The organism is Chryseobacterium sp. 14P4.3.2 (assembly GCF_057799275.1).
In genome coordinates this window covers 73,692-100,458 of the sequence record NZ_JBYOKO010000012.1, presented here as the reverse complement: position 1 = coordinate 100,458, position 26,767 = coordinate 73,692, and the positions used below count along the sequence as shown (strand labels likewise).

At 37.0% G+C, this 26,767-nt stretch carries 23 protein-coding genes and 1 riboswitch; of the genes, 9 read left to right on the top strand and 14 right to left on the bottom strand.

What is annotated here, in order from left to right; translation table 11 throughout:
* The first annotated feature begins 72 nt into the window (after nt 1-72).
* On the top strand, nt 73-417 hold the full coding sequence (locus AC27VX_RS17015) for a zinc ribbon domain-containing protein YjdM (protein ID WP_236857636.1): 345 nt from the start codon (nt 73-75) through the stop codon (nt 415-417).
* 418 nt (nt 418-835) lie between these two features.
* Here AC27VX_RS17015 and AC27VX_RS17010 read toward each other — a convergent pair whose 3' ends face one another.
* Nucleotides 836-1,780 carry a sulfate/molybdate ABC transporter ATP-binding protein gene (locus AC27VX_RS17010; protein WP_236857637.1) on the bottom strand — a complete coding sequence of 315 codons (945 nt, stop codon included), beginning with the start codon at nt 1,778-1,780 and terminating at the stop codon, nt 836-838.
* Between the two features lie 75 nt (nt 1,781-1,855).
* Between AC27VX_RS17010 and AC27VX_RS17005 the strand changes: the two genes are divergently transcribed.
* Together AC27VX_RS17005 and pheS are read left to right on the top strand one after the other, a co-directional pair.
* A complete protein-coding gene (locus AC27VX_RS17005) occupies nt 1,856-2,515 on the top strand; it encodes a YceI family protein (protein WP_236857638.1) in 660 nt (219 codons plus the stop codon).
* 128 nt (nt 2,516-2,643) lie between these two features.
* Nucleotides 2,644-3,654, top strand: coding sequence for a phenylalanine--tRNA ligase subunit alpha (pheS, locus tag AC27VX_RS17000; protein WP_236857639.1), 1,011 nt, complete (start codon nt 2,644-2,646; stop codon nt 3,652-3,654).
* A gap of 288 nt (nt 3,655-3,942) precedes the next feature.
* On the opposite strand, the gene AC27VX_RS16995 is transcribed toward pheS, so the two are convergent.
* The gene (locus AC27VX_RS16995; RefSeq protein ID WP_236857640.1) at nt 3,943-4,713 is read right to left on the bottom strand and encodes a DUF3108 domain-containing protein; all 771 of its coding nucleotides are present in this window, start codon (nt 4,711-4,713) and stop codon (nt 3,943-3,945) included.
* A 150-nt stretch (nt 4,714-4,863) separates the two neighbouring features.
* Between AC27VX_RS16995 and AC27VX_RS16990 the strand changes: the two genes are divergently transcribed.
* Both AC27VX_RS16990 and AC27VX_RS16985 read left to right on the top strand, forming a co-directional pair.
* Entirely contained in the window at nt 4,864-5,919 is a 1,056-nt protein-coding gene (locus tag AC27VX_RS16990) for an NAD(P)/FAD-dependent oxidoreductase (RefSeq protein ID WP_236857641.1), read from the top strand.
* A 12-nt stretch (nt 5,920-5,931) separates the two neighbouring features.
* A complete protein-coding gene (locus AC27VX_RS16985; RefSeq protein WP_236857642.1) occupies nt 5,932-6,261 on the top strand; it encodes a 2Fe-2S iron-sulfur cluster-binding family protein in 330 nt (109 codons plus the stop codon).
* 64 nt (nt 6,262-6,325) lie between these two features.
* Here the strand turns inward: AC27VX_RS16985 and AC27VX_RS16980 are convergent, their stop codons facing one another.
* From AC27VX_RS16980 to AC27VX_RS16960, 5 genes are all read right to left on the bottom strand, one after another.
* The gene (locus AC27VX_RS16980; RefSeq protein WP_488696806.1) at nt 6,326-8,509 is read right to left on the bottom strand and encodes a prolyl oligopeptidase family serine peptidase; all 2,184 of its coding nucleotides are present in this window, start codon (nt 8,507-8,509) and stop codon (nt 6,326-6,328) included.
* A gap of 73 nt (nt 8,510-8,582) precedes the next feature.
* On the bottom strand, nt 8,583-9,164 hold the full coding sequence (locus tag AC27VX_RS16975) for an LOG family protein (protein WP_488696804.1): 582 nt from the start codon (nt 9,162-9,164) through the stop codon (nt 8,583-8,585).
* 81 nt (nt 9,165-9,245) lie between these two features.
* A complete protein-coding gene (locus tag AC27VX_RS16970) occupies nt 9,246-10,688 on the bottom strand; it encodes an aminoacyl-histidine dipeptidase (RefSeq protein WP_300687461.1) in 1,443 nt (480 codons plus the stop codon).
* 102 nt (nt 10,689-10,790) lie between these two features.
* Nucleotides 10,791-11,282 carry a hypothetical protein gene (locus AC27VX_RS16965; protein ID WP_300687463.1) on the bottom strand — a complete coding sequence of 164 codons (492 nt, stop codon included), beginning with the start codon at nt 11,280-11,282 and terminating at the stop codon, nt 10,791-10,793.
* Between the two features lie 23 nt (nt 11,283-11,305).
* Complete coding sequence (locus tag AC27VX_RS16960; protein WP_300687465.1) at nt 11,306-11,911, bottom strand: LURP-one-related/scramblase family protein; 606 nt, start codon at nt 11,909-11,911, stop codon at nt 11,306-11,308.
* A 333-nt stretch (nt 11,912-12,244) separates the two neighbouring features.
* Here AC27VX_RS16960 and recR point away from each other — a divergent pair, with 333 nt between their 5' ends.
* Nucleotides 12,245-12,856, top strand: a complete 612-nt coding sequence (gene recR, locus AC27VX_RS16955) for a recombination mediator RecR (protein WP_300687467.1) — start codon at nt 12,245-12,247, stop codon at nt 12,854-12,856.
* The gene (locus tag AC27VX_RS16950) at nt 12,852-13,691 is read left to right on the top strand and encodes a glycosyltransferase family 2 protein (protein ID WP_300687472.1); all 840 of its coding nucleotides are present in this window, start codon (nt 12,852-12,854) and stop codon (nt 13,689-13,691) included. Before recR ends, AC27VX_RS16950 begins: the two co-directional genes overlap by 5 nt.
* Before the next feature lie 51 nt (nt 13,692-13,742).
* On the opposite strand, the gene secG is transcribed toward AC27VX_RS16950, so the two are convergent.
* The 3 genes from secG to AC27VX_RS16935 all read right to left on the bottom strand — a co-directional run bounded on the left by secG (nt 13,743) and on the right by AC27VX_RS16935 (nt 17,854).
* A complete protein-coding gene (gene secG, locus AC27VX_RS16945; RefSeq protein ID WP_236857649.1) occupies nt 13,743-14,099 on the bottom strand; it encodes a preprotein translocase subunit SecG in 357 nt (118 codons plus the stop codon).
* A 402-nt stretch (nt 14,100-14,501) separates the two neighbouring features.
* Nucleotides 14,502-16,532 (bottom strand): M16 family metallopeptidase, encoded by a 2,031-nt coding sequence (locus tag AC27VX_RS16940; RefSeq protein WP_300687469.1) that lies wholly within the window; start codon nt 16,530-16,532, stop codon nt 14,502-14,504.
* 8 nt (nt 16,533-16,540) lie between these two features.
* Entirely contained in the window at nt 16,541-17,854 is a 1,314-nt protein-coding gene (locus AC27VX_RS16935) for a M16 family metallopeptidase (protein WP_236857651.1), read from the bottom strand.
* 188 nt (nt 17,855-18,042) lie between these two features.
* Between AC27VX_RS16935 and AC27VX_RS16930 the strand changes: the two genes are divergently transcribed.
* Entirely contained in the window at nt 18,043-20,373 is a 2,331-nt protein-coding gene (locus AC27VX_RS16930) for an ATP-dependent helicase (protein WP_300690198.1), read from the top strand.
* A gap of 227 nt (nt 20,374-20,600) precedes the next feature.
* Nucleotides 20,601-23,372, top strand: a complete 2,772-nt coding sequence (locus tag AC27VX_RS16925; protein ID WP_488696799.1) for a TonB-dependent receptor plug domain-containing protein — start codon at nt 20,601-20,603, stop codon at nt 23,370-23,372.
* 171 nt (nt 23,373-23,543) lie between these two features.
* On the opposite strand, the gene tenA is transcribed toward AC27VX_RS16925, so the two are convergent.
* Genes tenA through thiM form a run of 4 tightly spaced genes read right to left on the bottom strand, consistent with a single transcriptional unit; the run spans nt 23,544 to nt 26,440 of the window.
* A complete protein-coding gene (gene tenA / locus AC27VX_RS16920; RefSeq protein WP_300690202.1) occupies nt 23,544-24,194 on the bottom strand; it encodes a thiaminase II in 651 nt (216 codons plus the stop codon).
* Entirely contained in the window at nt 24,181-25,014 is an 834-nt protein-coding gene (gene thiD, locus AC27VX_RS16915) for a bifunctional hydroxymethylpyrimidine kinase/phosphomethylpyrimidine kinase (RefSeq protein ID WP_488696797.1), read from the bottom strand. Before thiD ends, tenA begins: the two co-directional genes overlap by 14 nt.
* Nucleotides 25,011-25,646, bottom strand: a complete 636-nt coding sequence (thiE, locus tag AC27VX_RS16910) for a thiamine phosphate synthase (RefSeq protein WP_488696795.1) — start codon at nt 25,644-25,646, stop codon at nt 25,011-25,013. Before thiE ends, thiD begins: the two co-directional genes overlap by 4 nt.
* Nucleotides 25,643-26,440, bottom strand: a complete 798-nt coding sequence (gene thiM / locus AC27VX_RS16905) for a hydroxyethylthiazole kinase (protein WP_236857657.1) — start codon at nt 26,438-26,440, stop codon at nt 25,643-25,645. Before thiM ends, thiE begins: the two co-directional genes overlap by 4 nt.
* A 61-nt stretch (nt 26,441-26,501) precedes the next feature.
* A riboswitch (TPP riboswitch) is annotated at nt 26,502-26,594 on the bottom strand.
* Nucleotides 26,595-26,767: the final 173 nt, after the last annotated feature.

Below are 26,767 nucleotides of genomic sequence, written 5' to 3'. Positions count from 1 at the left end.
TTCATTTCCGGTTCTTCGCCTTGCTCTTGACTCTATCATGCAAAAAGCTCTACCTTTGTAAAAAATAAAAATATGAGTGATACAGTACTTTGTCCGAAATGCAGCTCTGAGTTTACTTACCCAAGCGATAATATGATGGTATGTTCTCAGTGTTTCTACGAATGGAATCCTGAAGAAGCAGTTTCTGAAGCAGCAAGCGAAGGAAAAATAGTAGATTCTAACGGAAATGAACTTCAGGATGGGGATTCTGTAGTGGTTGTTAAAGACCTTCCAGTAAAAGGAGCACCAAAACCGGTAAAAGCAGGTACTAAAGTGAAAAATATCCGTTTAAGACCCGGAAGTGACCATAATATAGACTGTAAAATTGACGGTTTTGGAGCAATGGCTTTAAAATCGGAATTTGTAAAAAAGGCATAATATAACAGATCTTTAACTACAACATTTAGCCTTTAAAGGCTGACCGATTGTTAAAGATTGTTTGACATAAATGCATAAGAAAAGGAAAAAATTGGACAGTGTAATCTTTCAAAAGACTTAATTGCAAAACTGCTAATGTCCGTCCGGAAGGCAGAAAGAGAATTAACCAAAAATTTCCTTATGCTGTAGAAGTACAAATGTAAGAAAAAGTTTGATAACAATTTCTTATGTTTGTATTTTTTTTATGGATAAGTATAAGTAAATCTATAGGTTATGTTTTTCTTTAAGGCAGGAAAAGGCGAGGGATGCTGAAGAAATTAAGCTGTAAAGTTGTCAAAAATAAATGATAAATTTACTTTTTACTCTACATATTATCTGTTATATGATCATCATCAATGCTGCACTAAAATTATACAGATTATGAGTTCTGAACAAAGGAGATTTTAATAGTTCCTTCCAGCTTGTTATCAGTATAAATAACAAGTTCTTTTCCCTTCGCAATAAGTTTATTCCAATAATAATTTCCTCCGAATCTACTTTCCAGAACTTCTGCTTCAATTCCGGTTTCCGTTATTTTTATTTCTTTAGGATAATAGGAAAACTTAGAAAGCTGAAAATCCGCTGCTTCAGATTCATTGAAAATATTCACTTCTCCGAATAATTTGGCAACGTATGAGTTGTAAGGTTTTCGGTAGGTTTCTTCCGGGCTGTCATTCTGTATCAATCTTCCGTTTTGAAGAATAACAATCTGATCCAGCCATGGCATGATATCCTGAATTTCATGTGTGGATATAATCAGAGAGATCTGATGCTCCTTTACATATCGGAAAAGTCGTTCTCTAAGTTCAATTTTTCTCGGGAAATCCAGATTACTGAAAGGTTCATCCAGAATAAGCAGTTTCGGTAATACAGAAAGCGCTCTTGCGATGGCTACTCTTTGTTGTTGTCCACCACTTAAATACTTGGGAAGTACGTGGGCAAATTCCTGAAGTCCTACCACTTCAAGAAGTTCCATTACGGTTTCTCTTTTTTGCTTTAGATTGATATTTGAAATAAATTTCCCTACATTTTCCGCAACGGTAGCATACGGCATAAGATCAAAATTCTGTGCTACAAATTTCATCTCTGCTTCTCCGGGAACAAGATTTCCTTTAGGCCCCAAAAGTTTTCTTCCGTTAAAAATAATCTCTCCGCTCTCCCAGTCAAGAAGACCATAGACGAGACTCAGCAGGGTAGATTTTCCGCATCCGCTTTCTCCTGCCAGGGCAATGATTTTGTTTTCCTCAAATCTTAGATTAAGGTTCTGAAACAGGGGTTTATCTTGATTGTGAGAGAAAAATAAATTGTTTATTTCTAGTAGCATATTACAAATGTAAGGTTTTTATGAAAACACAATTTTTTTTATTATATTAGCGGAAGTAATAAAAATAAATCAAAAATGAGAAAAAAGCTGTTTTCATTAGCAATTCCTGCTTTATTTGTTGCTGCCGTAATGGTTTCTTGTAAAAAAGATAAACCGCTTAGCAGTGAAAGTAACGAGGTAGTGACTACCAAAGATGGTAGCCAGTACAGTTTGGATACGCTAAACAGTAAGGTTGAATGGAAAGGATATAAAGTATTTAAATCTGAAAATACGAGCCACTTTGGAACAATCAGATTCGAAAGCGGAGATGTGACCGTGAAAGACGGAAAACTGGAAAGCGGAAAATTTGTTGCTGATATGAACTCCTTAACTTCTGTAGATTTGAAAGACAGTCCGGAAGATATGGGGAAACTAAATGGACACCTTAAAAGTGGTGACTTCTTTGAAGTTGAAAAATTCCCGACAGCTTCTTATGAAATTACAAAAGTTACCCCAGCCACAGAAGGAGATTATAATACTATTTTAGATGGGAATTTAACGATTAAAGGAATTACAAAACCAGTTCAGTTTAAGGCTAATGTATCTGTGAAAGAAGGAGAAGTAAGTGTAGCTACTGAGCCAAAGGATATTAAAAGAGAAGAGTTTGGAGTGAAATTCCAGGCTCCTGCTGAAAACGGGGTCATTAAAGATGAGGTAACTCTTCAGATCAACGTTAAAGCTTTAGAGAAGAAATAATTTTTTTATTTAAGTGAAATAAGTGATTGAAGTCTGCCTCCCGAAAAAGAGGCAGATTTTTTTATGACTCAATTAATTATTAAACTTAAAAGTCGTATTTTTGCAAAACATTTTGAAAGGGTAAAATAATGATAGAAAAGATAGAAGAACTACTGATCGAAGTAAACGGCTTCAATGCTAGCTCTAAGGAAGATATCGAAAACTTCCGAATCAAGTACAACGGTAAAAAAGGGGTTCTGAATGATTTTTTTGAAAAATTTAAAGAAGTTCCTAACGACCAGAAGAAAGAATTCGGACAGAAGATCAATACTTTGAAGCAAGCAGTTGCTGTAAAATTAGAAGATTTGAAAAATACTTCTGCATCTTCTGTTGTCTTAGAAAAAGAAGATCTTACGAGACCTGCTTTTCCATTGGAATTAGGCTCAAGACATCCAATCAACCTGGTTAAAAACAGAATTATTGAAATCTTTAAATCAATTGGCTTTGCAGTAGCAGATGGCCCTGAGATTGAAGATGACTGGCATAACTTTACTGCGCTGAACCTTCCGGAATACCACCCGGCAAGAGATATGCAGGATACGTTCTTTATTGAGCAGAATCCGGATATTCTTTTGAGAACGCATACATCTTCTGTACAAACTCGTTTTATGGAAGAAAATCAGCCGCCAATCAGGATTTTATCTCCGGGAAGAGTTTTCAGAAATGAAGCAATCTCTTCACGTTCTCACTGTATTTTCCATCAGATTGAAGGATTATATATTGATGAGAACGTAAGTTTTGCAGATCTTAAGCAGACCATTCAGTTCTTTACAACAGAGCTCTTCGGAAAGTCTAAAATCAGAATGAGACCATCATTCTTCCCATTTACAGAGCCAAGTGCTGAAATTGATGTGTATTGGGGACTGAACTCAGAAACAGACTATAGAATCACGAAAGGAACAGGCTGGCTTGAAATTATGGGCTGTGGAATGGTAGATCCTGCCGTACTGAAAAACGTGAATATAGATGCTGAAAAATATTCGGGATATGCATTCGGAATGGGAATTGAAAGAATTACAATGCTTCTTTACCAGATGAGTGACATCAGAATGTTCTTTGAAAATGATATCAGAACACTGGAACAGTTCAAAACATTATAAAAAATAAACCTCCGGAGCTCCGGAGGTTTTTGTTTTTAATTACTGACCTAAGAAACAAAACGTAACTAAAAACGGATTTTTATTGAAAAATTTACACGTGTCTGTTTCTTATGTCCATACTTCTTCAGGTATGCCAGAGGCATTCTAATGAGGTATTGACATACTGCAGTCTCCTCAACTGCTTCTCTATAATAAAGACAAGTAGTGCGTTGATTTTATTACATCCAAAATAAAAAATGTCTGCAAAAAACTTTACAGACATTTTTGATTTTTTTTTAATCTATACACTTACTTGGTAAACTTTAAAGGATATTTTACGTTTTTATAATCATCAATACTTGCTTTTAACGAACCGACAGCCAGTTCAGCCTTTAGCAGCATCGGAAGGTGATTGGCATCGTTGGACACCCACATGGTAACTCCTTCTTTTTCTTTAAATACTCTTCCGCTTTTTACTGAAGGGATAATTTTCAGGCAGTTGATGGTACCGAACTTAGTTTTTAAGTTTTCTGTTCCTACCACTTTTAGCTGAAAAGGAAACATTTCATCGTCTATCCATACATTCATATTGATAATGGTTCCTGTTTTTAGTTCATCCGGGCTCTTGCTCCTTAAATAGTAAAAGCATGAAAGCATATCCTGCACCCCTTTTACAGATTTTAAGACCTTAGAACCATTGGCCGGTGTTTTTTTATCTGTTAAAATCAAAGTATTGTTATCGTGATTGAAAACGGTTTCAAGGTGCTGGCGGTAACTTCCTTCCCGTACATCTCTTACATAAAAACTTGGCAACCCCGTTTCTGTATTGATGAAACTTTCATAGAGGTCTTCTACTTTGAAGAATGCTTTTACAGCCCCCGTAGTCTGCCCTGTACCTTTTACATAGAGATGGGGAACTCCTTTATAATTGGTCTTTTGAGTCGTCAGATTGGCTGTTCCGGCATTTAGAAAGCCATAATGGATTCTCAGGGTGATGGATTCTCCATCTGCGATGTTATCAATCTGGGCTGAGCCGAAAAAGAATATTAATAGGGCAAAGAGGTTTAAAAATTTCTTCATAACAAGACATTTACAAAAACATTGCCAAATTTAAAATCTTAATTGATAGATATTTGACAAATCTCAGGTTTTTATTTAGAATCAATTAAATATGCGTAGCATTAAAATTAGTAAATTTGCAGTTACATGTATAATTAAATTATCTAAATTATGATAACCACTGATATATTGATCATAGGTGCAGGTCCTACAGGACTTTTTGCAGTTTTTGAAGCAGGACTTTTAAAAATGAAGTGCCATATTATTGATGCGCTTCCACAACCGGGAGGTCAATTGGCTGAACTTTATCCTAAAAAACCTATTTTTGATATTCCAGGGTATCCTTCAGTGAACGCTGGAGAATTGGTGGATAATTTAATGGAGCAGATCAAACAGTTCCAGCCTGGGTTTACTTTAGGAGAAACTGCTGTTTCTTATACAAAGGTTGATGATGAGTGGTTTGAAGTGATCACAAACAAAGGTACCGTTCACAGATGTAAAGCTATTGCCATTGCCGGAGGATTGGGAACTTTTGAACCGAGAAAGCCTACTTTCGAAAATGTAGCTGATTATGAAGAAAAAGGTCTTGAATATTTCGTTAAAGAACCTGAACATTTCAGAAACAAAAGAGTAGTGATCGCCGGAGGTGGAGATTCTGCATTGGACTGGAGTGTTTTCCTTTCTAATGTTGCAAGTGAAGTGACATTGATCCACAGAAGAAATGAGTTCAGAGGAGCTTTGGATTCTGTAGAGAAAGTTCAGGATCTTAAAAACCAGGGAAAAATCAAATTAATTACTCCTGCTGAAGTTACAGGTATTAAAGGTGACGGAAAAGTAGAAGCAATTACAGTACAAAAAGACGGTGAAGAGGCATACGACATTGAAACAGATTACTTTATTCCTTTATTCGGACTGACTCCAAAGCTGGGTGAGATCGGAAACTGGGGATTAAACATCGAGAAAAATGCAATCGTTGTAAACAATGCTCTCGATTATCAGACAAATATTGATGGTATTTATGCTATCGGAGATATTAATACATATCCTGGAAAACTTAAATTAATTCTTTGTGGTTTCCACGAAGCTACTTTAATGTGTCAGAGTGTTTACAACAGACTAAACCCGGGTAAAAAATTCGTATTAAAATATACAACAGTAAGCGGGGTAGACGGATTTGACGGAAGCCGTAAAGAAGCAGAGAAGGCTGTTGTGAAAAAAATTGACTAATTTTGCAGAATTATGTCAGATATTAATATTAAAATCACCGATAGAGAAGGTGTAACCCACGATGTTGTAGCTCCAACGGATATGTCCATGAACTTAATGGAGATTATTCGTGCTTATGAATTGGCAGAAGAAGGTACTATTGGTGTATGTGGAGGAATGGCGATGTGCGCTTCATGCCAGGTTTATGTAGTGAATGATCCTGGTCTGGAACCTATGGGAGATGAAGAGGATGCCATGCTTGCTGAAGCTTTCCACGTGAAAGATAACAGCAGATTGGGCTGCCAGTTGCATATTGCAGATCAAATGGAGGGCCTTGAAGTGGCAATTGCTCCTTATCCTTAGAAAATATTTTTTAATCTTAATAAAAGCCCGTCTGGATTTTCCGGACGGGCTTTGTTTTTGCGGATTATTTATTGACAGGCTGAAACTTAGGATGTCCTATCTGCCACAATGCAAAGGCAAAAATATCAGAATATTCTTTGAATACTACATCCAGATCATTTGTAAAATGACCGTTTTCGTAGTTAACATATAATAAAACGGGCTTTCCGGAGGCGGTACTGTTTTGTAATGCAGCAGCCAGTTTCGCAGGTTCCCACGGCGTAATTCTGGAGTCATTCATTCCGGTACGTACAATGACAGCCGGATATTTTACTCCTTTTTTTATTTTGCTTTGAGCATCCATTTCAATGAGATACTTAATATCTTCAGGATCTTTTAGGCTTCCGACTTCAGGAATCTGGTTAGCACCATTGGCTGAATTCTGTGAGCGGAGGACATTTGTCATTCCTACTTCAGCAATAGCTACGGCATATAAATCCGGTCTCTCAGTGATAGCTCTTCCAATAAGAACCCCTCCCATACTAGCTCCGTTTCCAATGAGTTTTGAAGGAGAAGTATATTTTTGATTAATGAGATATTCTGAACAGGCGATAAAATCTTTCCATGTATTAGGTTTATTGACCTTCATTCCTGCCGTATGCCAGTTCTCACCTTTTTCGCCTCCTCCTCTTACATGTGCAATTGCAAGTACAACTCCCTGTTCCAGCAATGCAACCAGCCTGTTGGAAAAGCGGGGGGTAGAAGAAATTCCATAGCCACCGTATCCGGTGATATAAGCAGGATTATTACCATCCATTTTTATATTTTTAGGATAAATGATAGAAAGTGGAACCATTGTTCCATCATGGCTTTTCACTTCTATTTCTTTTACTTCATACAATTTGTTATAATCTGGGTAATGGCTGCTGCCATTGAAATATTTGCTTTTTACAACTTTCTCATTTTGAGGATTATATTCGTATGCTGTAGCTGGAGTAAGCCAATTGCTGTTATAGCATTGCAGATTGTCATTTTCCCTTGAATTGAGCGGATTCGAATTATTTACTCCATCAGGCAGCGGAACTTTTTTTACCGTTGATGTTTTAAGATCAATCTGATATTTATCCTGGGTAATACCATTGCTCAATGAATAGTATAAATAATTTTTAGAGTTGTTCATAGACCTGATTACATCATTGCTTTCAGGAATAATAATTTTTGCGTGATCAAAATCAGGATTAGATAAACTTGTTACCCCTATTTTGTAATTTGGTGCCTTTTTGTGGCTGAGAAAATAAAGCTGATCTCCATTGATAAATGTTTGAGTGATCTCGTCAGAAGCTTTTACAATTTGTTTCCATGGGGTCTTTTTATCTTTTATTGAAGAATAAGGTGCATAGAATTGCGGATTTTCAGATTTTGTAGAACCAATGTCCAACACTATATATTGATAATCTTCAGAAAAATAAACCATCGGAAATTGCTCTGTCAATATATTGAGCTCAGGATATTCTTCCTTTGAGGCTAATATAATATCTTTATCAGGATGAGTACCAATCTGATGTAACATAGCTTTCATCTCTTTCAGCAGCATGTTACTATTTGGATCTCCGGTACTCATTTTGGTATAAATGATAGACTTGTCATCAGGAGTAAACTCAAAGTTGAATTCACTCCAGATAGGGCTAAGAACATCATCCAGTATTTTATTTGTTTTTAAGTCTAAAATTCTGAGCTCACAAATTTCACCACCCGACTTGGATAGCAATATTGCTATTTTATTTCCTTTAGAATCTATTGAGAAATTAGTGATCTGTGAATCTTTTTTATATGTTTCCGGATCAAAAATCAAGGTTTCTTTTCCTGTAGAAATATTTCTTTGATAGAGCTTGGAAAGTTTTTCATTTTTTTGAGTCTTTACATAGAAATAAATATTTCCTCTCTGTCTTGCATAGCTGTAAGAATCACCACCCATTTCCTGAATCTGTTTCATGCTGTTATAGAGCACATCACGATTGGAAATTTTATCAATAATAGTATGGCTGTAATCTGACTGAGCTTTGAACCAATTTTTTACTTCGGGACTTTTCAGGTCTTCCAGCCATTGGTAGTTATCAGTTATTTTTGTTCCAAAATAATCATCAGTTACTGGTTTTTCCGGAGTTTTAGGATAATTATATTGAGCAAAAGCGAGCTGGCTTACAAGTAAACTGCCTGATAAAAAGGTACTTTTTATCTTTATTATTTCTTTAAATGGTGATAACTTCATAACAGCAAATTTAATAAACTTAGGTTATCAAAAAGATAAGCTTTAAAAATAAATTGAGCACTTCTTTCTATTATTAAAGTTTATCTTTAGAAATCACCTTCCAAACTGTAGGTGCCTCATAATTATTCATTTTTTCCAACAAATCATCAATGCTTTCACTGATCAGCAACATGTCTTTATTGACTTGTTTTAAAAATCCCTTATCTACCATGGTTTGAATCAGTTTGATCAGATCATCATAGAATCCGTCAATATTCAATATCCCGATTGGTTTTTTGTGAAGACCAAGCTGTGCCCAGGTGATCATTTCAAAGAACTCCTCCAAGGTTCCGTAGCCACCGGGAAGAACGATTACGCCATCACAAAGGTCGTTCATTTTTGTCTTCCTTTCGTGCATGGTTTCTACAATGATAAGCTCAGTAAGGTTTTTATGAGCAATTTCTTTAGACTGCAGAAAGTGGGGAAGAACTCCAATTACCTTTCCATTTTCACTTAAGACTCCATTAGCTACTGTCCCCATCAGACCGGTTTCTGAACCACCATAAATAAGTTGGATATTTTGTTTTGCCAGGGTTTGTCCAAGCAAAAAAGTCTGTTCTTCATAGATTTTATCAGACCCGAAACTTGAGCCACAAAATACTGTTATACTTTTCATTATTTTAAATTAAGGTTTAAAAAATTAAAAATATCCAAAATCAAAAGACTTTGGATATTCATATATAGTAATTTTAATTTCCTATTTCTGCGGAATGTTCGCTAAAATATCCTTTAAGAAACTCCAGAATTTCTGAGCTGAAGGGATATTGGCTTTCTCTTCAGGAGAGTGTGCTCCTCTGATGGTTGGGCCGAAGCTTACCATTTCCATTTCAGGATAGTTGGCTCCGATGATACCGCATTCAAGACCTGCGTGGCACGCTACTACATGAGGTTTCTCATTGAATTTTTCTGTGTAGATCTTTTCCATAACCTTTACAATTTCAGAACCTGGTTTTGGTTTCCATCCCGGATAAGAACCGCTGAATTCAACATTCATCCCTGCTAATTCTGCTACAGATTTTAACTGTTCTGCTGTAGAATATTTAGATGAATCTACTGATGATCTTGTAAGGTTTAATATTTTAAGCCCACCTTCTTTCAACTCAACTCTTGCAACATTATTGGAAGCTTCTACAAGATCAGCCACATCCGGGCTCATTCTGTAAACTCCGTTATGAAGAGCTTTCAGTGTAAGAATGATTTTCTTTGAATCAGCTTCAGAAACTGCTTTGTCAGATGAAGTAGAGCTTTCGATATTGATTTGAATTCCCGGTTCCACAGAAGCGAATTCTTCTAAAATTTCTTTTTTAAGAGCAGTTGCTTCTGCAATGAATTCATGAGCATTTCTTACAGAGACCACTGCAGCAGCTTCTCTGGGAATTGCATTTCTCAATCCGCCGCCGTCGATAGAAATCAATTCAATATTTTGTTGATCAAGACCTTTGTAAAGAAGTCTTCCCAAAATGATGTTTGAGTTTCCAAAACCTTTATGGATATCCATTCCGGAGTGACCTCCCTGAAGACCTTTTACTTCAATTCTCACCACTTGCCCCTTTGAAGATTCAGTGGTATAACTTTGAGTGATAGTAACGTCTACTCCTCCTGCACAACCGATATCAATTTCGTCATCTTCTTCAGTATCAAGGTTCAATAGTATTTGTCCGGTTAGCTGCCTTGGTTTTAAACCGATAGCTCCTGTCATTCCCGTTTCTTCATCAATTGTGAATAACGCTTCAAGAGCAGGGTGTGGAATATCTGAACTTTCAAGAATGGACATGATAGTAGCCACTCCCAAACCGTTGTCGGCTCCCAAAGTAGTTCCTTTTGCTTTTACCCAGTCTCCATCAATTTCCATTTTGATTCCTTCTGTTTCAAAATCAAAATTGACATCATTGTTTTTCTGGCAAACCATATCTAAGTGTGACTGAAGCACAATAGATTTACGGTTTTCCATTCCTGTGGTAGCAGGTTTTTTAATAATTACATTTCCTACTTCATCTACAGTAGTTTCAAGTCCTAAATCCTCACCAAATCCTTTGATGAAAGCAATTACTTTTTCCTCTTTTTTTGATGGTCTTGGAACTGCATTTAATTTGGAGAAGTTTTTCCAGATTATTTGCGGTTCTATGTTAGATAATTCCATTGAATTTTATTTTTCTCAAATTTACGAAATAAAAATGCTTCCGTAGAATACAGAAGCATTTTTTGTAGGTATAAAAAGATAAAGGAAGGTAATCAGTAATTTTTAACATCCACATTCTCCATAGATTGGAGTTGTGAAAATAGTACCATCCGTTTTTTCGATGGTAAGAGTCCCTTCAAAAAGCAGGGCTTCTTCGCCTTTTATTTTTTTACCTTTTACAGAAATCTTGTAATCTCCATTTTCTATTTCTTTGGTAAGTACTTCATCTACTTCCATATCACTTGAAGAGATAAGATTCAGAGCCAGTCTCTTACCGTCGAGCATCATGTAAGCTGTTTTTCCAGCATCATCTGCATAGATGTATCTCTCGTTTTCGAAATCGGCTTTGCTGATCGCAAAATAACATGAGCATTCCTTAATTTCTTTTGGGAACGGAATAGTTCCTACTAAAATATTTCCTGAAGCATGTCCCGCTGCCACAGAATCTTTAGCGGTATTCAAAGAATCAATAGAGGCAGAACCTGAAGTAGTTTCTTTCTCCTTTTTGCAGGCTACCAATAAAAATGCTGAAAATAAAATGATTAGGTATTTCATTGTATAGTGGTTTTATTTATTTTTTAACCTCTTGCCCTTTCCAGTAATGTCATCATTAATAAAGAAAGGATCACCAGACTTTCCTCTTCATCATCAATGTCAATCACTCTGTCCAGCTGGAATCTTCTCCCGAAGAATGAAGGCATTTTTTTTAATTTGAAATAAGTCTTTCCGTCAATTCCTGTTACGGTGTAAGAAGGATTAAGGAAATAGCCCGTAAACATTCCAATGATAGGAATTTCGCCAACAAAACTGTCCCAGAATCGTACCCAGGCATTGTCTTCCTGAATTTTAAACTTAGGCTGATCATTGGAATCCATTACATCATAGCTTGCTTTCCATATAGAACGCATCCCTTTTCTGGCTAATCTTCCAAAGTTTTTATTGCCGATAATATCATTTAAAGAATATGATGCATTGAAATCTATCCATTGGTTTGCTCTGATTCTGAAAAGCTCCTTTGATTTACTTTCATCATTGAAAACAATAACATCTTCTTTCAATTTGAACATTTTCTGGCGAACGTAGGCTACATAATTTCCGTTTTTGTCTGTAATGTTGAAGTCACTTGCTAATGTAGTGATTTTGAATTTGAAATCCAGAGGATAATTAAGGTTGTTAAGTGCCATTTAGTTTATTTTTTTCATATTTAATTTAAGCGGCAAAGATAAATGTTTTTTTTATAGCGAAAGACCGGTTTTATACGGTAATACATTATTGTCCTAAAATGAGTCTTTATAAGAGAGGTTGAAAATTGAAAGAGGAAGTTGAAAATTTAAGGGAGAAATATACATCAGTAAATCAATGTTTTTACTGTTGATCACTTAGCATTATTATTTAAATCCACATTTCTCATATTACCATTCGCAATTCGCAATTCGCAATTCTCCATTTTTCACTTTCAACTTTCAATTTTCCATTCCCAAACTGTTTCCTCAACTATAATTCTTATTTTTGTACTTATGGATTACCCAAGTAAAGTATTGGCAAAGGCGGTGGATGAAATTTCGGGACTGCCCGGGATTGGGAGAAAAACAGCTTTGAGGCTGGCGTTACATTTATTGAAACAGCCTAACTCCAGAGCGGTAAGTCTTGGAAATTCCCTGATTAACCTTGTCAATGAAATAAAATACTGTAAAGAATGTCATAATTTTTCTGATTTTGATATTTGTGAAATATGCGGCAATGAAAAGAGAAATGGTGAACTGATCTGTATCGTAGAAGATGTGAGAGACGTCATTGCTATAGAGAACACAGGAAAGTATACCGGAAGATATCTTATTCTGGGTGGCAAAATCTCTCCAATGGAAGGGGTAGGACCTGGCCAGCTGAATATTCCAAGTATTGAAAGGAAGCTAAATGAGGGGCATGTGAAGGAATTTATTTTTGCTTTAAGTGCTACTATGGAAGGAGATACAACAGCATACTATATTTACAAAAAATTTAAAAGTTTTAATGTGAATTTTTCGAGTATTGCAAGAGGGATTTCAGTAGGGGATGAATTGGAGTATGCTGATGAAATTTCTTTAGGAAGATCTATTATCAACAGATTGCCGTACAACGAAAAAGATTAATATGAAGCTGTCCATTATTATTGTTAATTATAATGTTACCCAACTGCTCAGAAATTGTCTTTTATCTATTCAGAAATATATAAAAGATATAGACTATGAAGTGGTTGTCATTGATAATGCTTCTACCGACAGCTCGTGGGGAGATCTTATCCCGGAGTTTCCTAAAGTGCGTTTTATATCTTCCAAAATAAACGGTGGTTTTTCAAGGGCAAATAATCACGCTATACAGACTGCAGCCGGAGAATATCTGCTTCTTTTAAACCCTGATACCGAACTGGAAGGGTACTATATGGAGGAGCTTCTGGATTTTGCTGACTCTGAACCTGATTTCGGGTGTATGGGAGTGAGGATGCACGATGCAAAAGGAAATTTTCTGCCTGAAAGCAAACGGTCAGTACCTGATATGTTCAATTCATTTGAAAAACTGTTTACCAATTTTAAAAAGAATAATTCTAAGTCGTATTATAGAAATGATTTAGAAGAAGATGTTGTAACAGAGGTGGATGTGATTACAGGTGCATTTCTATTGGCCAGAAAAGAGGTTTACGAAAAAATAGGCGGTCTGGATGAAGCCTACTTTATGTATGGGGAAGATATTGATCTTTGCTACACTTTTCTGAGAAATGGTTATAAGAACTTTTATTACGGTAAGGTTTCCATTCTTCATCATAAAGGAGAAAGTACGGTGAGGGATGAAGTGTATCTGGAGAGGTTTTATGGAGCTATGCAGATCTTTATTGATAAATATTATAAAGAAACAAAGCCCATGCAGTATTCATTTTTGAAAGCAGGATTAAAACTCCGCCATCAGATTGAAAAGATAAGATTAAAATAAAAAAGCAACTCAATTTGAGTTGCTTTTGTTTTATATAAGATGGTATTCTTCTTATTTTGCCGGTGCTGCAGGAGCTGATACCGGAGTAGTTGTGGTTGTAGAAGAAGCTGGAGCAGACTGTTTTGCAGGAGCTTCTTTCTTCGCCGGTTGCTGAGCTGGGGCTACCTGTGAAGGTTTACCAGTGATTACAACGCTTATAAGAATAAGAACGATGATAGTTCCCCCTAGAGTCCATGTTGCTTTTTCCATGAAATCATTGGTTCTCTGTACTCCGAACTGTGCAGATGATGCACCTCCGAATGTACTGGAAAGGCCTCCTCCTTTTGGGTTTTGAGCCATAACAATAATCACCAATAAAACACTGGCAATCATAATAAGAACCATCAATAGTGTAAATATAGTATCCATTAATTCTGATATCTTTTTGAATGGGCAAATTTAATCTTTTTTTACTGAACGACAAAAAAAGATGCAGGTAAATATAGATTAAGTGCAAAAGTTTAAAGATCAGACAATGATTTTAAGCTAAAAACAAGGGTGTATGATAAAAAAATAAGCTTTTTATGGCTTCCGGAATTTTAAAATAATTTTAGCTTGCTGCCGGGAATGCGCTCCTAAATATGATTGAGGTATCTGAAATGATTCTAAAACGATCATAAATTGTATCGCAGATGAAATTTTTATCCCTGCCCAAAGCATTTTTCAACAAACGCTTGCTTAATTTATAAAATCAGGGGGGTAGAGAAGAATTTAATGGAAAAAAAATGCCAACTCAGAGTTGAGTCGGCATTTCTATAAAAAGAATTGTTTTTATTTAAAATCAGAATCTTTTGCCTGGTTAATCAGACAAGACTGTACTGCCAGATTGATTTCCATTCCACCCATATTCTGGATCATAGTGAACGGAAATTTCACCCCTGAAACCTCTTTGTAATCAGCGAAGCTGGTAGGAATAGATCCTCCTTCTCCAACTTTTACTTCTCCGGTTTTCAAGCCTGTTTTTACACTGTAGTAATAGGTTTGTTTCGGACCTTTCACTACATAAGAATCTTCATTGTTATATTTTTCAATACCTGCTAATTTCAGCTCTGTTGATTTTGCAAAAGTAAGCTCAGGGAAAAGTTCCGGCTCAGCCATTTCTGCTTTTTGCTTATCGTTCAGAGGAGTTTTATTTCCTTGCGTTACTGCATAACCGTCTTTACCATCAAAAACAATTTTCTGAATGCTATTACCCATCATTTTCATATCTAAAGCCATTTTTCCGCCTTTAGCCTGAGTCAGTTTCATGGTCATATCCATTCCCTGAATTTTGGTAGTGGCATCTCTGGTAATAGAGGTTACTTTTTGAACAGCTGCCAGCCCTCCGATAGCATTGATGTATTTATCTGCTACAGAACCGATACTTACACTGGCATCTGCTTTTTGAACAGAAGGTTTACCTACAGGATTTGCTTCTTTATCAAAGTATTTTACCGGATATCCTAATTTTTCAAGCCCTTCAGAAATGTCAGAAGCTTTTCCTGCAACGAAGATTCTGCTTTGATTGGGAAGGATTGTAGTTTTTACAGCATTGGAAACATCTGCAGAAGTTACCTTATCAATAGATTTCAGATAATTGGTATAAAAATCGGCAGGCAGATCCTGTATTTTTTGATTCAATGCAAATCTTGCAATAGTTTCAGGCTTCTCTAAAGACATGATGAAAGCGCCTTTCAGTTTGGCTTTAGCATTTGCCAGTTCTTCAGGTTTTACCGTAGAAATTGCATTAAGTTCATTGATTAATTCCTGAATGGCTTTATCAGTAACCTCATTTCTCACACTTGTATCTGCAGAGAACTCAGGAGAATATTTGCTGGCGCTCATTGTGGAATAAGCTCCATAGGTAAATCCGTTTTTTTCTCTCAGATTCATGAAAAGTCTGGCTTCACCTCCGCCACCAAGAATATAATTGGCAATGGTTGCAGGGAAGTAATTCGGATCTTTCATTTTAAGTGTATTCAGATTGCTTACTGATAATACAGACTGCACTGCTGAAGGAACATCTACGACATCAATCTCTGTTTTCGCTACATTAGATGCGGGCTCTAATGCTGCAAATTTTGTGTTTGACTTTTTCCAGTTTCCAAAAGCCTTTTCTATTAATGGTTTTACCTGATCGAATTTTACATCTCCAACAATTATTAAATAAGCATTGTCAGGAACATAATATTTATTGTAAATATTCTGAACATCTGCCAGTTGTATTTTGTTGATCGTTTCTATAGTTTCAAATTCTCCTCTCGATGTATTTTTACCATACATTAACGCATTTGATACTTTTGCAGCGATAGACGAGGCATTTTTCTCATCAGATTTTAAGCCCTCAATTGTTCTTTCTTTTGCATTTTGAATTTCTTCAGCAGAGAACTTAGGGTTCACAATCGCATCAGCCATAAGCCCCAATACTTCAGGGAAATATTTCGAAAGAGAATTGGAAGATGCTCCATTAGAACTAAAACTAAGATTAGCTCCTAAAAAGTCTATTTTTTTATTAAAATCATCCTTGCTCAGATGAGTGGTTCCATTATCAAGCTGGCTGGCCATGATCTCACTTACTCCGGCAATATTTCCTTCATAATAAGGAGGTCTGTCCATGGAAAGAGTGGTATTTACTCTTGGCAGTTTGTTGTTTTCAACAACCATTACAGTAAGGCCGTTGCTTAGCTGGAAAGTTTTTGGCTTGGCAATATTGATCGCAGGAGTAGCCCCTGGTTTCGGCATTGCATTAAGGTCAATTTTTTGGGCAGAGAGCATTCCTGCAAATAAAAATGCCGCTGCTATATAGGTGAATTGCTTTTTCATGGGTAAGATTATTTTTTCTCAGGAACGTAGTTAATAATGATTCTTTGGTTAGGATTCAGATACTTTTTAGCAGCATTCTGCAAATCCTGTCTTGTGATAGATCTGTAAATGTCGATTTCCTTATTGATAAGATTTGTATTTCCCATCAATACATGATTGGTTGCCAAAGAAGCCGCAATTCCCTGAATACTTGAGTTTTGGTTGACAAACTGATTTTCAAACTGGTTTTGAAGCTTTTGATAATCCTCTTCGGAAATAAGAGTAGTCTGAAGTTTTTTAATTTCAGCATCAATATCAGTCTGAAGGGTCTGCTTAGTAGTCTGTCCCATCGGAATGGCAAAGAAGGCGAAAATACTGTAATCTTCAAGCCCCTGATTGAATGCAGCTACCTGAAGTGCTTTTTTCTCCTGATCAACTAATTTTTTATAAAGTACAGATGATTTTCCGTTGCTTAAATAAGAAGAAAGCATATCCAGAACATAGGCATCTTTCTCTTTGTTCGCTGGTGTTCTGTATGCGAAGACATAGGCAGGAAGCTGAATGTTCGGGTCAGTTGCCGTTACTTCTTTTTCCTGAGTAATAGGAGCGTCTTTAGGAAAATCTTTCGGGTAAATAGTACCTTTCGGAATACCACCGTAATATTCTTCAATCCATTTTTTAGTCTGTTCAGTCTTAATATCTCCTGCTACCACCAAAGTTGCATTGTTTGGAACATAATATTTTTTATAAAATGCCTGGAATTCTTCAAGCTTTGCAGAATTAAGATCTTCCATAGAACCGATGGTTGGCCAGTTGTACGGGTGATTGGTAAACAGGTTTTTCTGGATAGTAGGGAAAAGATTTCCATAAGGCTGATTATCCATTCTCAATCTCTTTTCTTCTTTTACTACCTCTCTCTGAGTATCTACACCAATCTGGTTGATTTCTGCATGACGCATTCTTTCAGCTTCCATCCACAGTCCGAGTTGCTCGTTATTGGAAGGGAAAGTCTCATAGTAATACGTTCTGTCATTAGTAGTGTTAGCATTATTTTGTCCTCCGTTTGATGAAACGATCTTGAACCATTCTCCTCTTTTTATGTTTGGAGTACCTTCAAATAAGAGGTGTTCAAAAAAGTGTGCAAAGCCGGTTCTTCCCTTTACTTCATCCTTGGCACCTACATGGTACATTACCCCGGTGGTAACTACCGGAGCGGAGTTATCTTGATGAAGAATTACATGAAGACCATTGGGAAGGTCATACTCTTCAAATTTAATTTGCTGTGCATTTAGCATGAGTCCGAAGAAAGACACAGCAGCAGAAGAAAGAAGTCGCTTTTTCATAAAATTAGAAATTGTTTGATCAATTAGTAAGAAAAGTGAATTAAATGTTACAAATACTTTAAAATTTAGTAACCTCCAACTATGGACCCTCGACCAGAATACTACCTCTAATATCCAACTTCCTTAATCAAAATTTGATTTCTCCTCTGAATACATTAATTTTGTGTTTCCAAAATTTTTTTTGCAGTATGGACTATCTGAAAGGACTCAATGAATCACAATATGAAGCCGTTACCTCTTTACAAGGCCCTCTGATGGTACTTGCGGGTGCGGGTTCCGGAAAAACACGTGTGCTTACAATGCGTATTGCCCACCTTATCCATAACGGAATAGATCCTTTCAATATTCTGGCGCTTACCTTTACCAACAAAGCAGCACGGGAAATGAAAGACCGTATCGCAAAAGTAGTAGGAGAGAGCAATTCAAGAAGCCTTTGGATGGGAACATTTCACTCGGTTTTTGCAAGAATACTAAGAATTGAAGCCCATTATTTAGGATATCCTTCTAATTTTACCATCTACGATCAACAGGATGCTTTGAACGTGATCAAAAAAGTACTGAAGGATATGAATATCGATGCTGATCTTTATAAACCTAAAAAAGTTCAGGCGAGAATTTCAACCTATAAGAACAACCTGATTACAGTAAAAGCATATTTCAACAACCCTGAACTGATGGAAGCGGATGAAAAGGCAAATATGAAATTTATTGGCCAGATCTACCAGAGATATGTAGATGCATGTTTCAGAAACGGTTCCATGGATTTTGATGATCTTTTGTTAAAAACAAATGAATTATTAACCCGTTTTCCGGAAGTACTGGCAAAATATCAGGACAGATTCAGATACATCATGGTGGATGAGTACCAGGATACCAACCACTCACAATATCTGATTGTAAAGGCTCTGGCCTCTAAGTTTGAGAATCTTTGCGTGGTAGGTGATGATGCCCAGTCCATCTATTCCTTCCGTGGTGCAAATATCCATAATATCTTAAACTTTAAAAAAGACTATACTGACGCAAAAACAGTGTCTTTGGAACAGAACTACCGTTCTACTCAGAATATAGTAAATGCGGCCAATGTAGTTATCGCAAAAAATTTACAGCAGTTTAAGAAGAATGTATTCAGTGATAACGAAGAAGGGGATAAGATAAAGATTTACCGTTCACTTTCTGATGCTGATGAAGCCAACTTTGTAGCCGGAAATATCTGGGAACTTCGTAACCGTGATCAGAGAAAGTACAGTGATTTTGCTATTTTATACAGAACAAACTCTCAGACCAGAGCATTTGAAGATGCTTTGAGACGCAAAAATATTCCGTATAAAGTATATGGAGGACTTTCTTTCTACCAAAGAAAAGAAGTAAAAGACTTAATCGGTTATCTTCGTCTTCTGATCAATGAAAACGATTCTGAAGCGCTTATGAGAATTATCAATTATCCTACAAGGGGAATTGGAGAAACGACACAGAATAAGCTGATTGTTTTTGCAGATGCACACAATATTGCGGTATCAAAAGTTTTAGATAATCTTCCAATGTATGCTCCACAGCTGGGCTTAAACAATGGCGTTTTAAATAAACTGAACGACTTTTGGTCCATGATAAAAGCATTCCAGGTATTGCTTAAAACTGAAACGGCTTACAGTGTTGCAATGGAAGTAGCTAAACGAAGCGGTTTAATCAAATTCCTTAAAGATGATCAGACGCCCGAAGGAGTTTCCAGAGTAGAGAACGTTCAGGAATTGATGAACTCTATGCAGGGATTCATTGAAGAACAGATGCAGCTGGAGGATGGAGATGCAAGCCTTTCCAATTTCCTTGAGAATATTGCCCTTTCTGCAGATACTCAGGATAAGAATCTGGGAGATGATATGGTTTCATTGATGACTATTCACCTTTCAAAAGGATTGGAATTCCCGGTGGTACATCTGGTGGGACTTGAAGAAAATCTTTTCCCAAGTTTTATGAGTTCAGCAACCAGGGAAGATCTGGAAGAAGAAAGAAGACTTTTCTATGTTGCATTAACCAGAGCTGAAAAGCAGGTGTTCTTCTCATATGCTGTTTCCCGTTTCCAATGGGGGAAAATCACTGATGCAGAACCTTCAAGATTCTTAAGTGAAATTGATGATGAATATATTGAATTCCTTAATCCTGTACTGGAAAAGAGATTTATCAATAATGCCGGTGTAAAATCCAATATTTTTGATGAACACCCTTCTGAAATGAAAAGTTTCAAAAAGGTTGAGAAAAAAACAATTGAAAGAGGAGATAATTCAAAACCGGCGCCGGAACAAAGAAAGTTGAAACCGGTAAGCACTGCCAGAATTATCAATCCAAGCGGAGCTTCTTCTCAGGATATTGAGGTAGGCGATAAAGTAAGACATGATCGTTTCGGAATAGGAGAAGTTAGTTTTCTGGACGGAACTGACCCTCAGAATATCAAAGCAAAGGTTATTTTTATCCATGAAGGTGAGAAAAATCTGATTTTAAAATATGCTAAACTGACCAAGATTTAGACTTTTAAACGTATAAAATACAAAACGGATTCAATTTTTGAGTCCGTTTTTTTGTGTGTTAAAATTTCTGAAAATAACTTTATAATTAGTATTTTTAATAAGGGAATAGAAATAAACAATTAACATCTTTTATAAAAATTATAGTCTATTGATATTGTAGACTAATAAATATATTTTACCTTTGCTGACTCAAAAAACATAAATGTTCAACCTTTGAAGTAAACTATATGAGAAATAAAAAGACTATTGTTTCAGCCTCTGTTCTGTTTTTCCTTGGGGTTTTTACCTACGGGCAGGAAAAAGACAGCATTACAGTAAAAAAAGACAGTGTAAAGACAAATAATGTTGAAGAGGTGGTTGTATTGGGATCACGAGCCGGTGCCAGATCTAAAATAGACAGTCCGGTTCCTGTAGATGTATTCAACGTAAAAGAATCATCTGTGATTCTTCCGCAGACGAATATCGGACAGATTCTGAATGCCGTTGCTCCATCTTTCACTTCCACGGTTCAGACCAATTCTGATGGGACAGACCATTTGGATCCTGCCCAGCTGAGAGGATTGGGACCGGATCAGGTATTGGTTTTGGTTAACGGAAAAAGAAGACATACATCAGCATTGGTGAATGTAAACGGGACACCGGGGAGAGGTACAGTAGGTACCGACCTGAATTCAATTCCGTCTTTTGCTTTGAACAGAATTGAAGTATTGAGAGATGGTGCATCAGCCCAGTATGGATCGGATGCCATTGCAGGAGTGATCAACCTTGAACTGAAAAAAGATACCGGAAAACTGGCAGGGCAGATCAGCTATGGAGGAAATCTGACTCCTGCAGCCAATGACCATACCGGAGATTTTGATGGCCAGAATATTCAGGTGGACCTTAACTACGGAAATAAAATCGGAAAGAGAGGTGGTTTCTTTAATATTACATGGACTTCCCAGTTCAGAAATCCAACCTATAGAGCAGGAACTGAAAATGCGCCTATTTATAATGCCTATAATGCTATTGAGCAGCGTGCTTTGAACAATGGAGTGAACCTTTCTTCTCTTTTTAGTAATATTAAGGATACCCCCAATGCGCAGCAAATTGTTAATTACGTTCATCAATATGCCCAGGAGGTAAGTTATTTTTCCCCGACTCTGCAAAGTTCTATACAGGGTGCTAATTCTATCGCGGCCTTGCAGGGAGTTTTGGGTGCTAATCAATTTACCACAGACCAGCTTAATTATATTACCGATCAGGAGCTGGCCTACAGAGGTCAGACAAGGAAAGATTTCAATATGCAGGTTGGGCAATCCAAGCTCAATAACCACCAGTTTTTTATAAACGCTGAATTACCAATAAGTGATGACTGGAAAGTTTATACTTTCGGAGGGTACAGCATAAGACATGGTACTTCCGGAGGATTTTACAGAAGACCAAGAGAAAGCAGAACCTTTACAGGATTATACCCTAGCGGTTATTTACCGCAAATAGGAACCGATATTCAGGACCTTTCTTTAGCCGCTGGGATCAAAGGGAAATGGGAAGGATGGAATATTGATTTTAGCAATACTTTCGGACAGAATTCTTTTACTTATAACATCGGAAATACAGGAAATACTTCAATGCGTTTCGCTTCTCCTAATGAATTTAATGCCGGAGGTTTAAGATTTTCCCAGAATACGATCAATTTAGATTTCTCTAAAAAATATGATGTATTGGAAGGAATCAACGTTGCCTTCGGAGGAGAACACCGTTATGAAAATTTTAAAATAACACAGGGAGAAGAAGCATCTTATCAGACATACGACCAGTATGGAAACATCTGGAATGGAGATCCTACTCAAAGAGCAACTGATTTCTTTGGACAGCCTCTTCCCGGAGGTTCGCAGGTATTTAACGGTTTTAGACCTGAAAATGCTGTGAATAAAAACAGGCAGTCTTTAGCCGCTTATGCGGATGTAGAATTTAATTTTACCAATTGGTTTCTGGTAGATGCCGCAGCCAGATATGAGAATTATTCTGATTTTGGATCTACCTTTAATTATAAACTGGCTTCAAGGATCAAAGTAGCCCCTAATTTTAATGTGAGATTTGCAGGGTCTACAGGATTCAGAGCGCCTTCTATTCATCAGATTTACTATAATGTAACCTCTACTTTATATACCAATAACCAGCTTCTGGAAGTGGGAACTTTCAGCAATGATTCTCAATTGGCAGAACAGTTGAATATGCCAAAACTGAAACAGGAAACTTCAAAATCGGCAAGCGTAGGGTTTACCTACAGAATCCCATCTGTGAATCTGACATTTACTGCTGATGGATATTTTACAAAAATTAATAACAGAATTATTCTTACAGACCAGTTTTTAAGAAAGGATGTGCCGGCAGCAGCACAATTGGAATACGACAAATTAAATGTGAATGCAGCCCAGTTCTTTACCAATGCGATTGATACGGAAACTAAAGGATTGGATGTTGTGATTTCTCATAATACAAGATTCTCAGATTTTAAGTTAGATAATAATTTTGCAGTGAACCTGAATCAGACCAAGCAGGTAGGGCAAGTCCATTCTGCGGGACTGTTAGCATCTCCGGCTCTTGAAAAGATTTATTTCTCTGAAAAATCAAGAGTGTATCTGGAAGAGGCTGTACCAAGAGTGAAAGCAAGTCTTTCCCACACTCTTTCATGGAAGAATGCAAGTTTCTACCTCAGAAATACCTATTTCGGAAAAGTGACCGGAGCAGATGTTGTGGATGCTAATGGTGATGGTATTACAGAACCTAATGAACACCAGAAGATAGGTGATAAGATCATTACCGATATTTCTTTACTGTATCAGTTTACAAAAAATATAGGACTGACATTAGGCGTGAACAATGTTTTTGATATTTATCCCACTAAAAATCTTGCAGTGTCTACCAATAATGACCAGTTTATTTATTCACGTTCCACTTCACAGTTTGGACAGAACGGAAGATATGTTTTCACCAGATTGAACTTCAATTTTTAATCAATACTATACTTTTAATAAAAAAACGGAACCAATATTTGGGTTCCGTTTTTTATTTACGGTATTACTGGTGTATTAGATTTAAAATAAGATATATAATTGTTGTTTTTTATTGCTAAGAATGGACGAGTAATAAAAAGTAATTTATACATCCGTAAGGATTTTTTAGCTTTATTTCCAGATTTTCAGCTCATAGGCAGCTTCCCAGAAGTGATATTCCATTCGGGAGGCCATGGTGAAAGCTTCTGTCATTCTTTTTCTGGTTTTATCAGTGCTGTTTTCGGCTATTTTATCACAAATGGCAATCGCCTGATCCACTGCCGCCGAAAATTCTTCTCCTGCATACGTAGCAATCCATTTTTCATAAGGATTATCAATTGTATTTTGAGTATGGTAAATATAATTTCCAACTTCTCTGTAAATCCAAAAGCAAGGAAGTACTGCTGCAACTGCTATTTCCACTGATTCCAAGGCTGCTGTACTTCTCAGGAAGTGAATATAATGATGGCAGGCAGGTTGTAAAATACCTTTATCATTCACTCCGAAATCTTTGAAATAGGATTCATGCAGTGCATTTTCCACCACAATAGCATTCTCCGCAAAGCGCATGAAAGTAAGCACATCCTGAAGATCCGGAATCTTGGCTGCAATCAGGGAAAGTGTTCTCCCGAAGTGTTCCAGATATAAAGAGTCCTGAGCCATATAAAAACGGAACTTTTCCTGCGGTAAGCTGCCGTCTGATAATTCTTTTATAAAGGGCATATCAAGAATAGACTGATAGCATTCTTCTATTGTGTTCCAGGTTTGTTCAGACCATTTCATTTTTGATCAGTTTTTGAGGGTTAAAAAAGTGGTTAAGCGGACCATTGCCAAGTCCTGTTTGTACATTCATTCCGTTTTCTATGGCTTGATAAATATAGCCCTGGCCTAAAGAAACAGCGTCATATAAATTTTTTCCCTGAGCAATATAGGCAGCGATTGCTGAAGAGAGGGTACAGCCGGAGCCATGGGTATTATTAGTGTTTAATTTTACCGTTTCAAAAGAATGGAAATTCTCATATTCGTCATAGAATAAAGAGGTAATCGCTGAGGTTGTCTGATGGCCCCCTTTAAGAAGAATCGTTTTACAACCCAATTTTTTGATCTTTCTTCCCGCTGTGTATAAATCTTCCAGAGTTTCTACTTTCATATCTGCTAAAATGGCTGCCTCATCCATGTTTGGGGTAATCACATCAGCAAGCGGAAAAAGCATTTCAGTAATTGCAGTGATGGTTTCTTCTTCAATCAGGTGATGCCCGCTGGTGGCTACCATTACAGGATCAAATACAATTGGTATTCTTTCATACTGAGCCAATGTAGAAACAATAGTCTCCACTAATTGCGGAGTATGAACCATTCCGATTTTAATAGCATCCGGAACAATATCATCCAAAATAGCTTTGATCTGATCAGCTACCGCTTCAACAGGAATAGAATATATTTTTCTTACTCCCTGGGTATTCTGTACAGGCAAAGCCGTTAATACAGATGTAGAAAAACAGCCTAAAGCAGAGGCCGTTTTGATATCCGCCTGAATACCAGCTCCTCCGCTTCCGTCAAAACCCGCAATGGTTAATACTGATGGGTATTTGTATTTTTTCATTTTAAAATTTCATTTTTTAATTCATACGCTGCTTTCTGAGGATTTTCTGCACTGCATATTGCCGAAACTACGGCAAGGCAATCTGCTCCTGCATGAATGATTGCTTTTGCATTTTTCAGATGAACGCTGCCTATGGCTACCAGAGGCTTTTCTGTAAGCTGTCTGATCTTTGCAATACCCTCAAGCCCCCATTCCTTAATCGTATCCGTTTTGGTATTGGTTTTAAATACAGGACTTATCCCAAGATAATCAGATACTGCAGTCTCTTCGCTTTCAAGTTGTATCAGATGTTCCACAGAATAACCAATCATTTTATCTTTAACCAAAGGAATTTGTCTCAGGTAAGTAGGTGCCGTATCACTGTTCCCAACATGAATTCCTGCTGAACTCACCTTTTCAGCAACCTCAATATTATCGTTAATGATAAGGGGAATTCCATATTTATCTGTGATCTCAAGAAGCTGTTTGGCTTTTTGAAGAAACAAATCAGTACTGTCGTTTTTTTCTCGTAACTGAATGATATCTACACCGCCAAGAATAGCCTGTTCTGCCACTTTTAGAAAATTTCTTCCAGCACAGTCGGCTTCAGAAATAACGAGGTAGAGTTGGTAAGGGAAACAATGTACACTCATTTCTGTTCGATTTTCAAATGACGGATAAATTCTTCCTCAGTGATGTTATATAGCTTATCGATCAGGTTGACCTGAAGACTTCCCGGACCTTTGCTTTCCTGAGCAGCCAGTTCTCCAGCGATGCCAAGCAATGCCATTGCCGCAGCAACCCCATTAACTTTAGCTTCCGTACATCCTATGAATGCGCCTATCAAAGCGGTGGCCGAACATCCTAGACCTGTCACTTTGGTCATCAGGGAATGTCCGTTTTTGATAAAAACAGTTTGGTCTGGGCTTAGGATAATATCAGCTTCACCGGAAATACAGACAATCGTATTGTATTGGCTGACCAGAATTTTACCGGCATCTATAGCCTCGCTGCTTTCTGCAGTACTGTCTACTCCCTTGGTGACTGTATTATTGATCTTAGCCAGTGCAATAATTTCAGAAGCATTTCCTCTGATCACTGTTGGGTGGTACTGTAAAAGCTGATGTAAAATCTGATCCCGGAATGACGTTGCTCCGGCTCCTACAGGATCTAAAACCCACGGCTTATAGATGGCGTCTGCCGTTTCAGCGGCCATAAGCATAGATTCAGACCCGTATTCATCAAGGGTTCCAATATTAATAACCACCGAATGGGCTATGTTGATCATTTCCCTGATTTCAGATTTTGCGTGGGCCATGATGGGAGATGCTCCTGCAGCCAAAAGAGCATTGGCTGTATTGTTCATAACCACATAATTGGTGATATTGTGAACCAGGGGAGAATTTTGTCGTACAAGCTGAACTTGCTGCCAGAGAATTTTTTCCATTGTTATCATTAAAATAAAAATAGCTTTAGGAAAAAATCTGAAACAAAGGTACATTAGCAGATAATGTAATTTTGCTTTTCCCTACGCCGGTGTAAGCCGGATCAGGTTCGAAGGGACTCTCTCAATTCTTTTCAGAATACCCCTAAAGCGAAACAAATGTATAAAAATTATCAGAGCAGACAAAAATCTTGCAACGGAATTTCTAGGGAAGACGGAGTATTTTTATCGTTAGCCGATAATATTTTATTGGCTGTAAAAATACCATTGGGTAATCGTAAAAATAAGCAAAGCTGGAAATAAATAGTACGGTTAACATATGGCTATCTA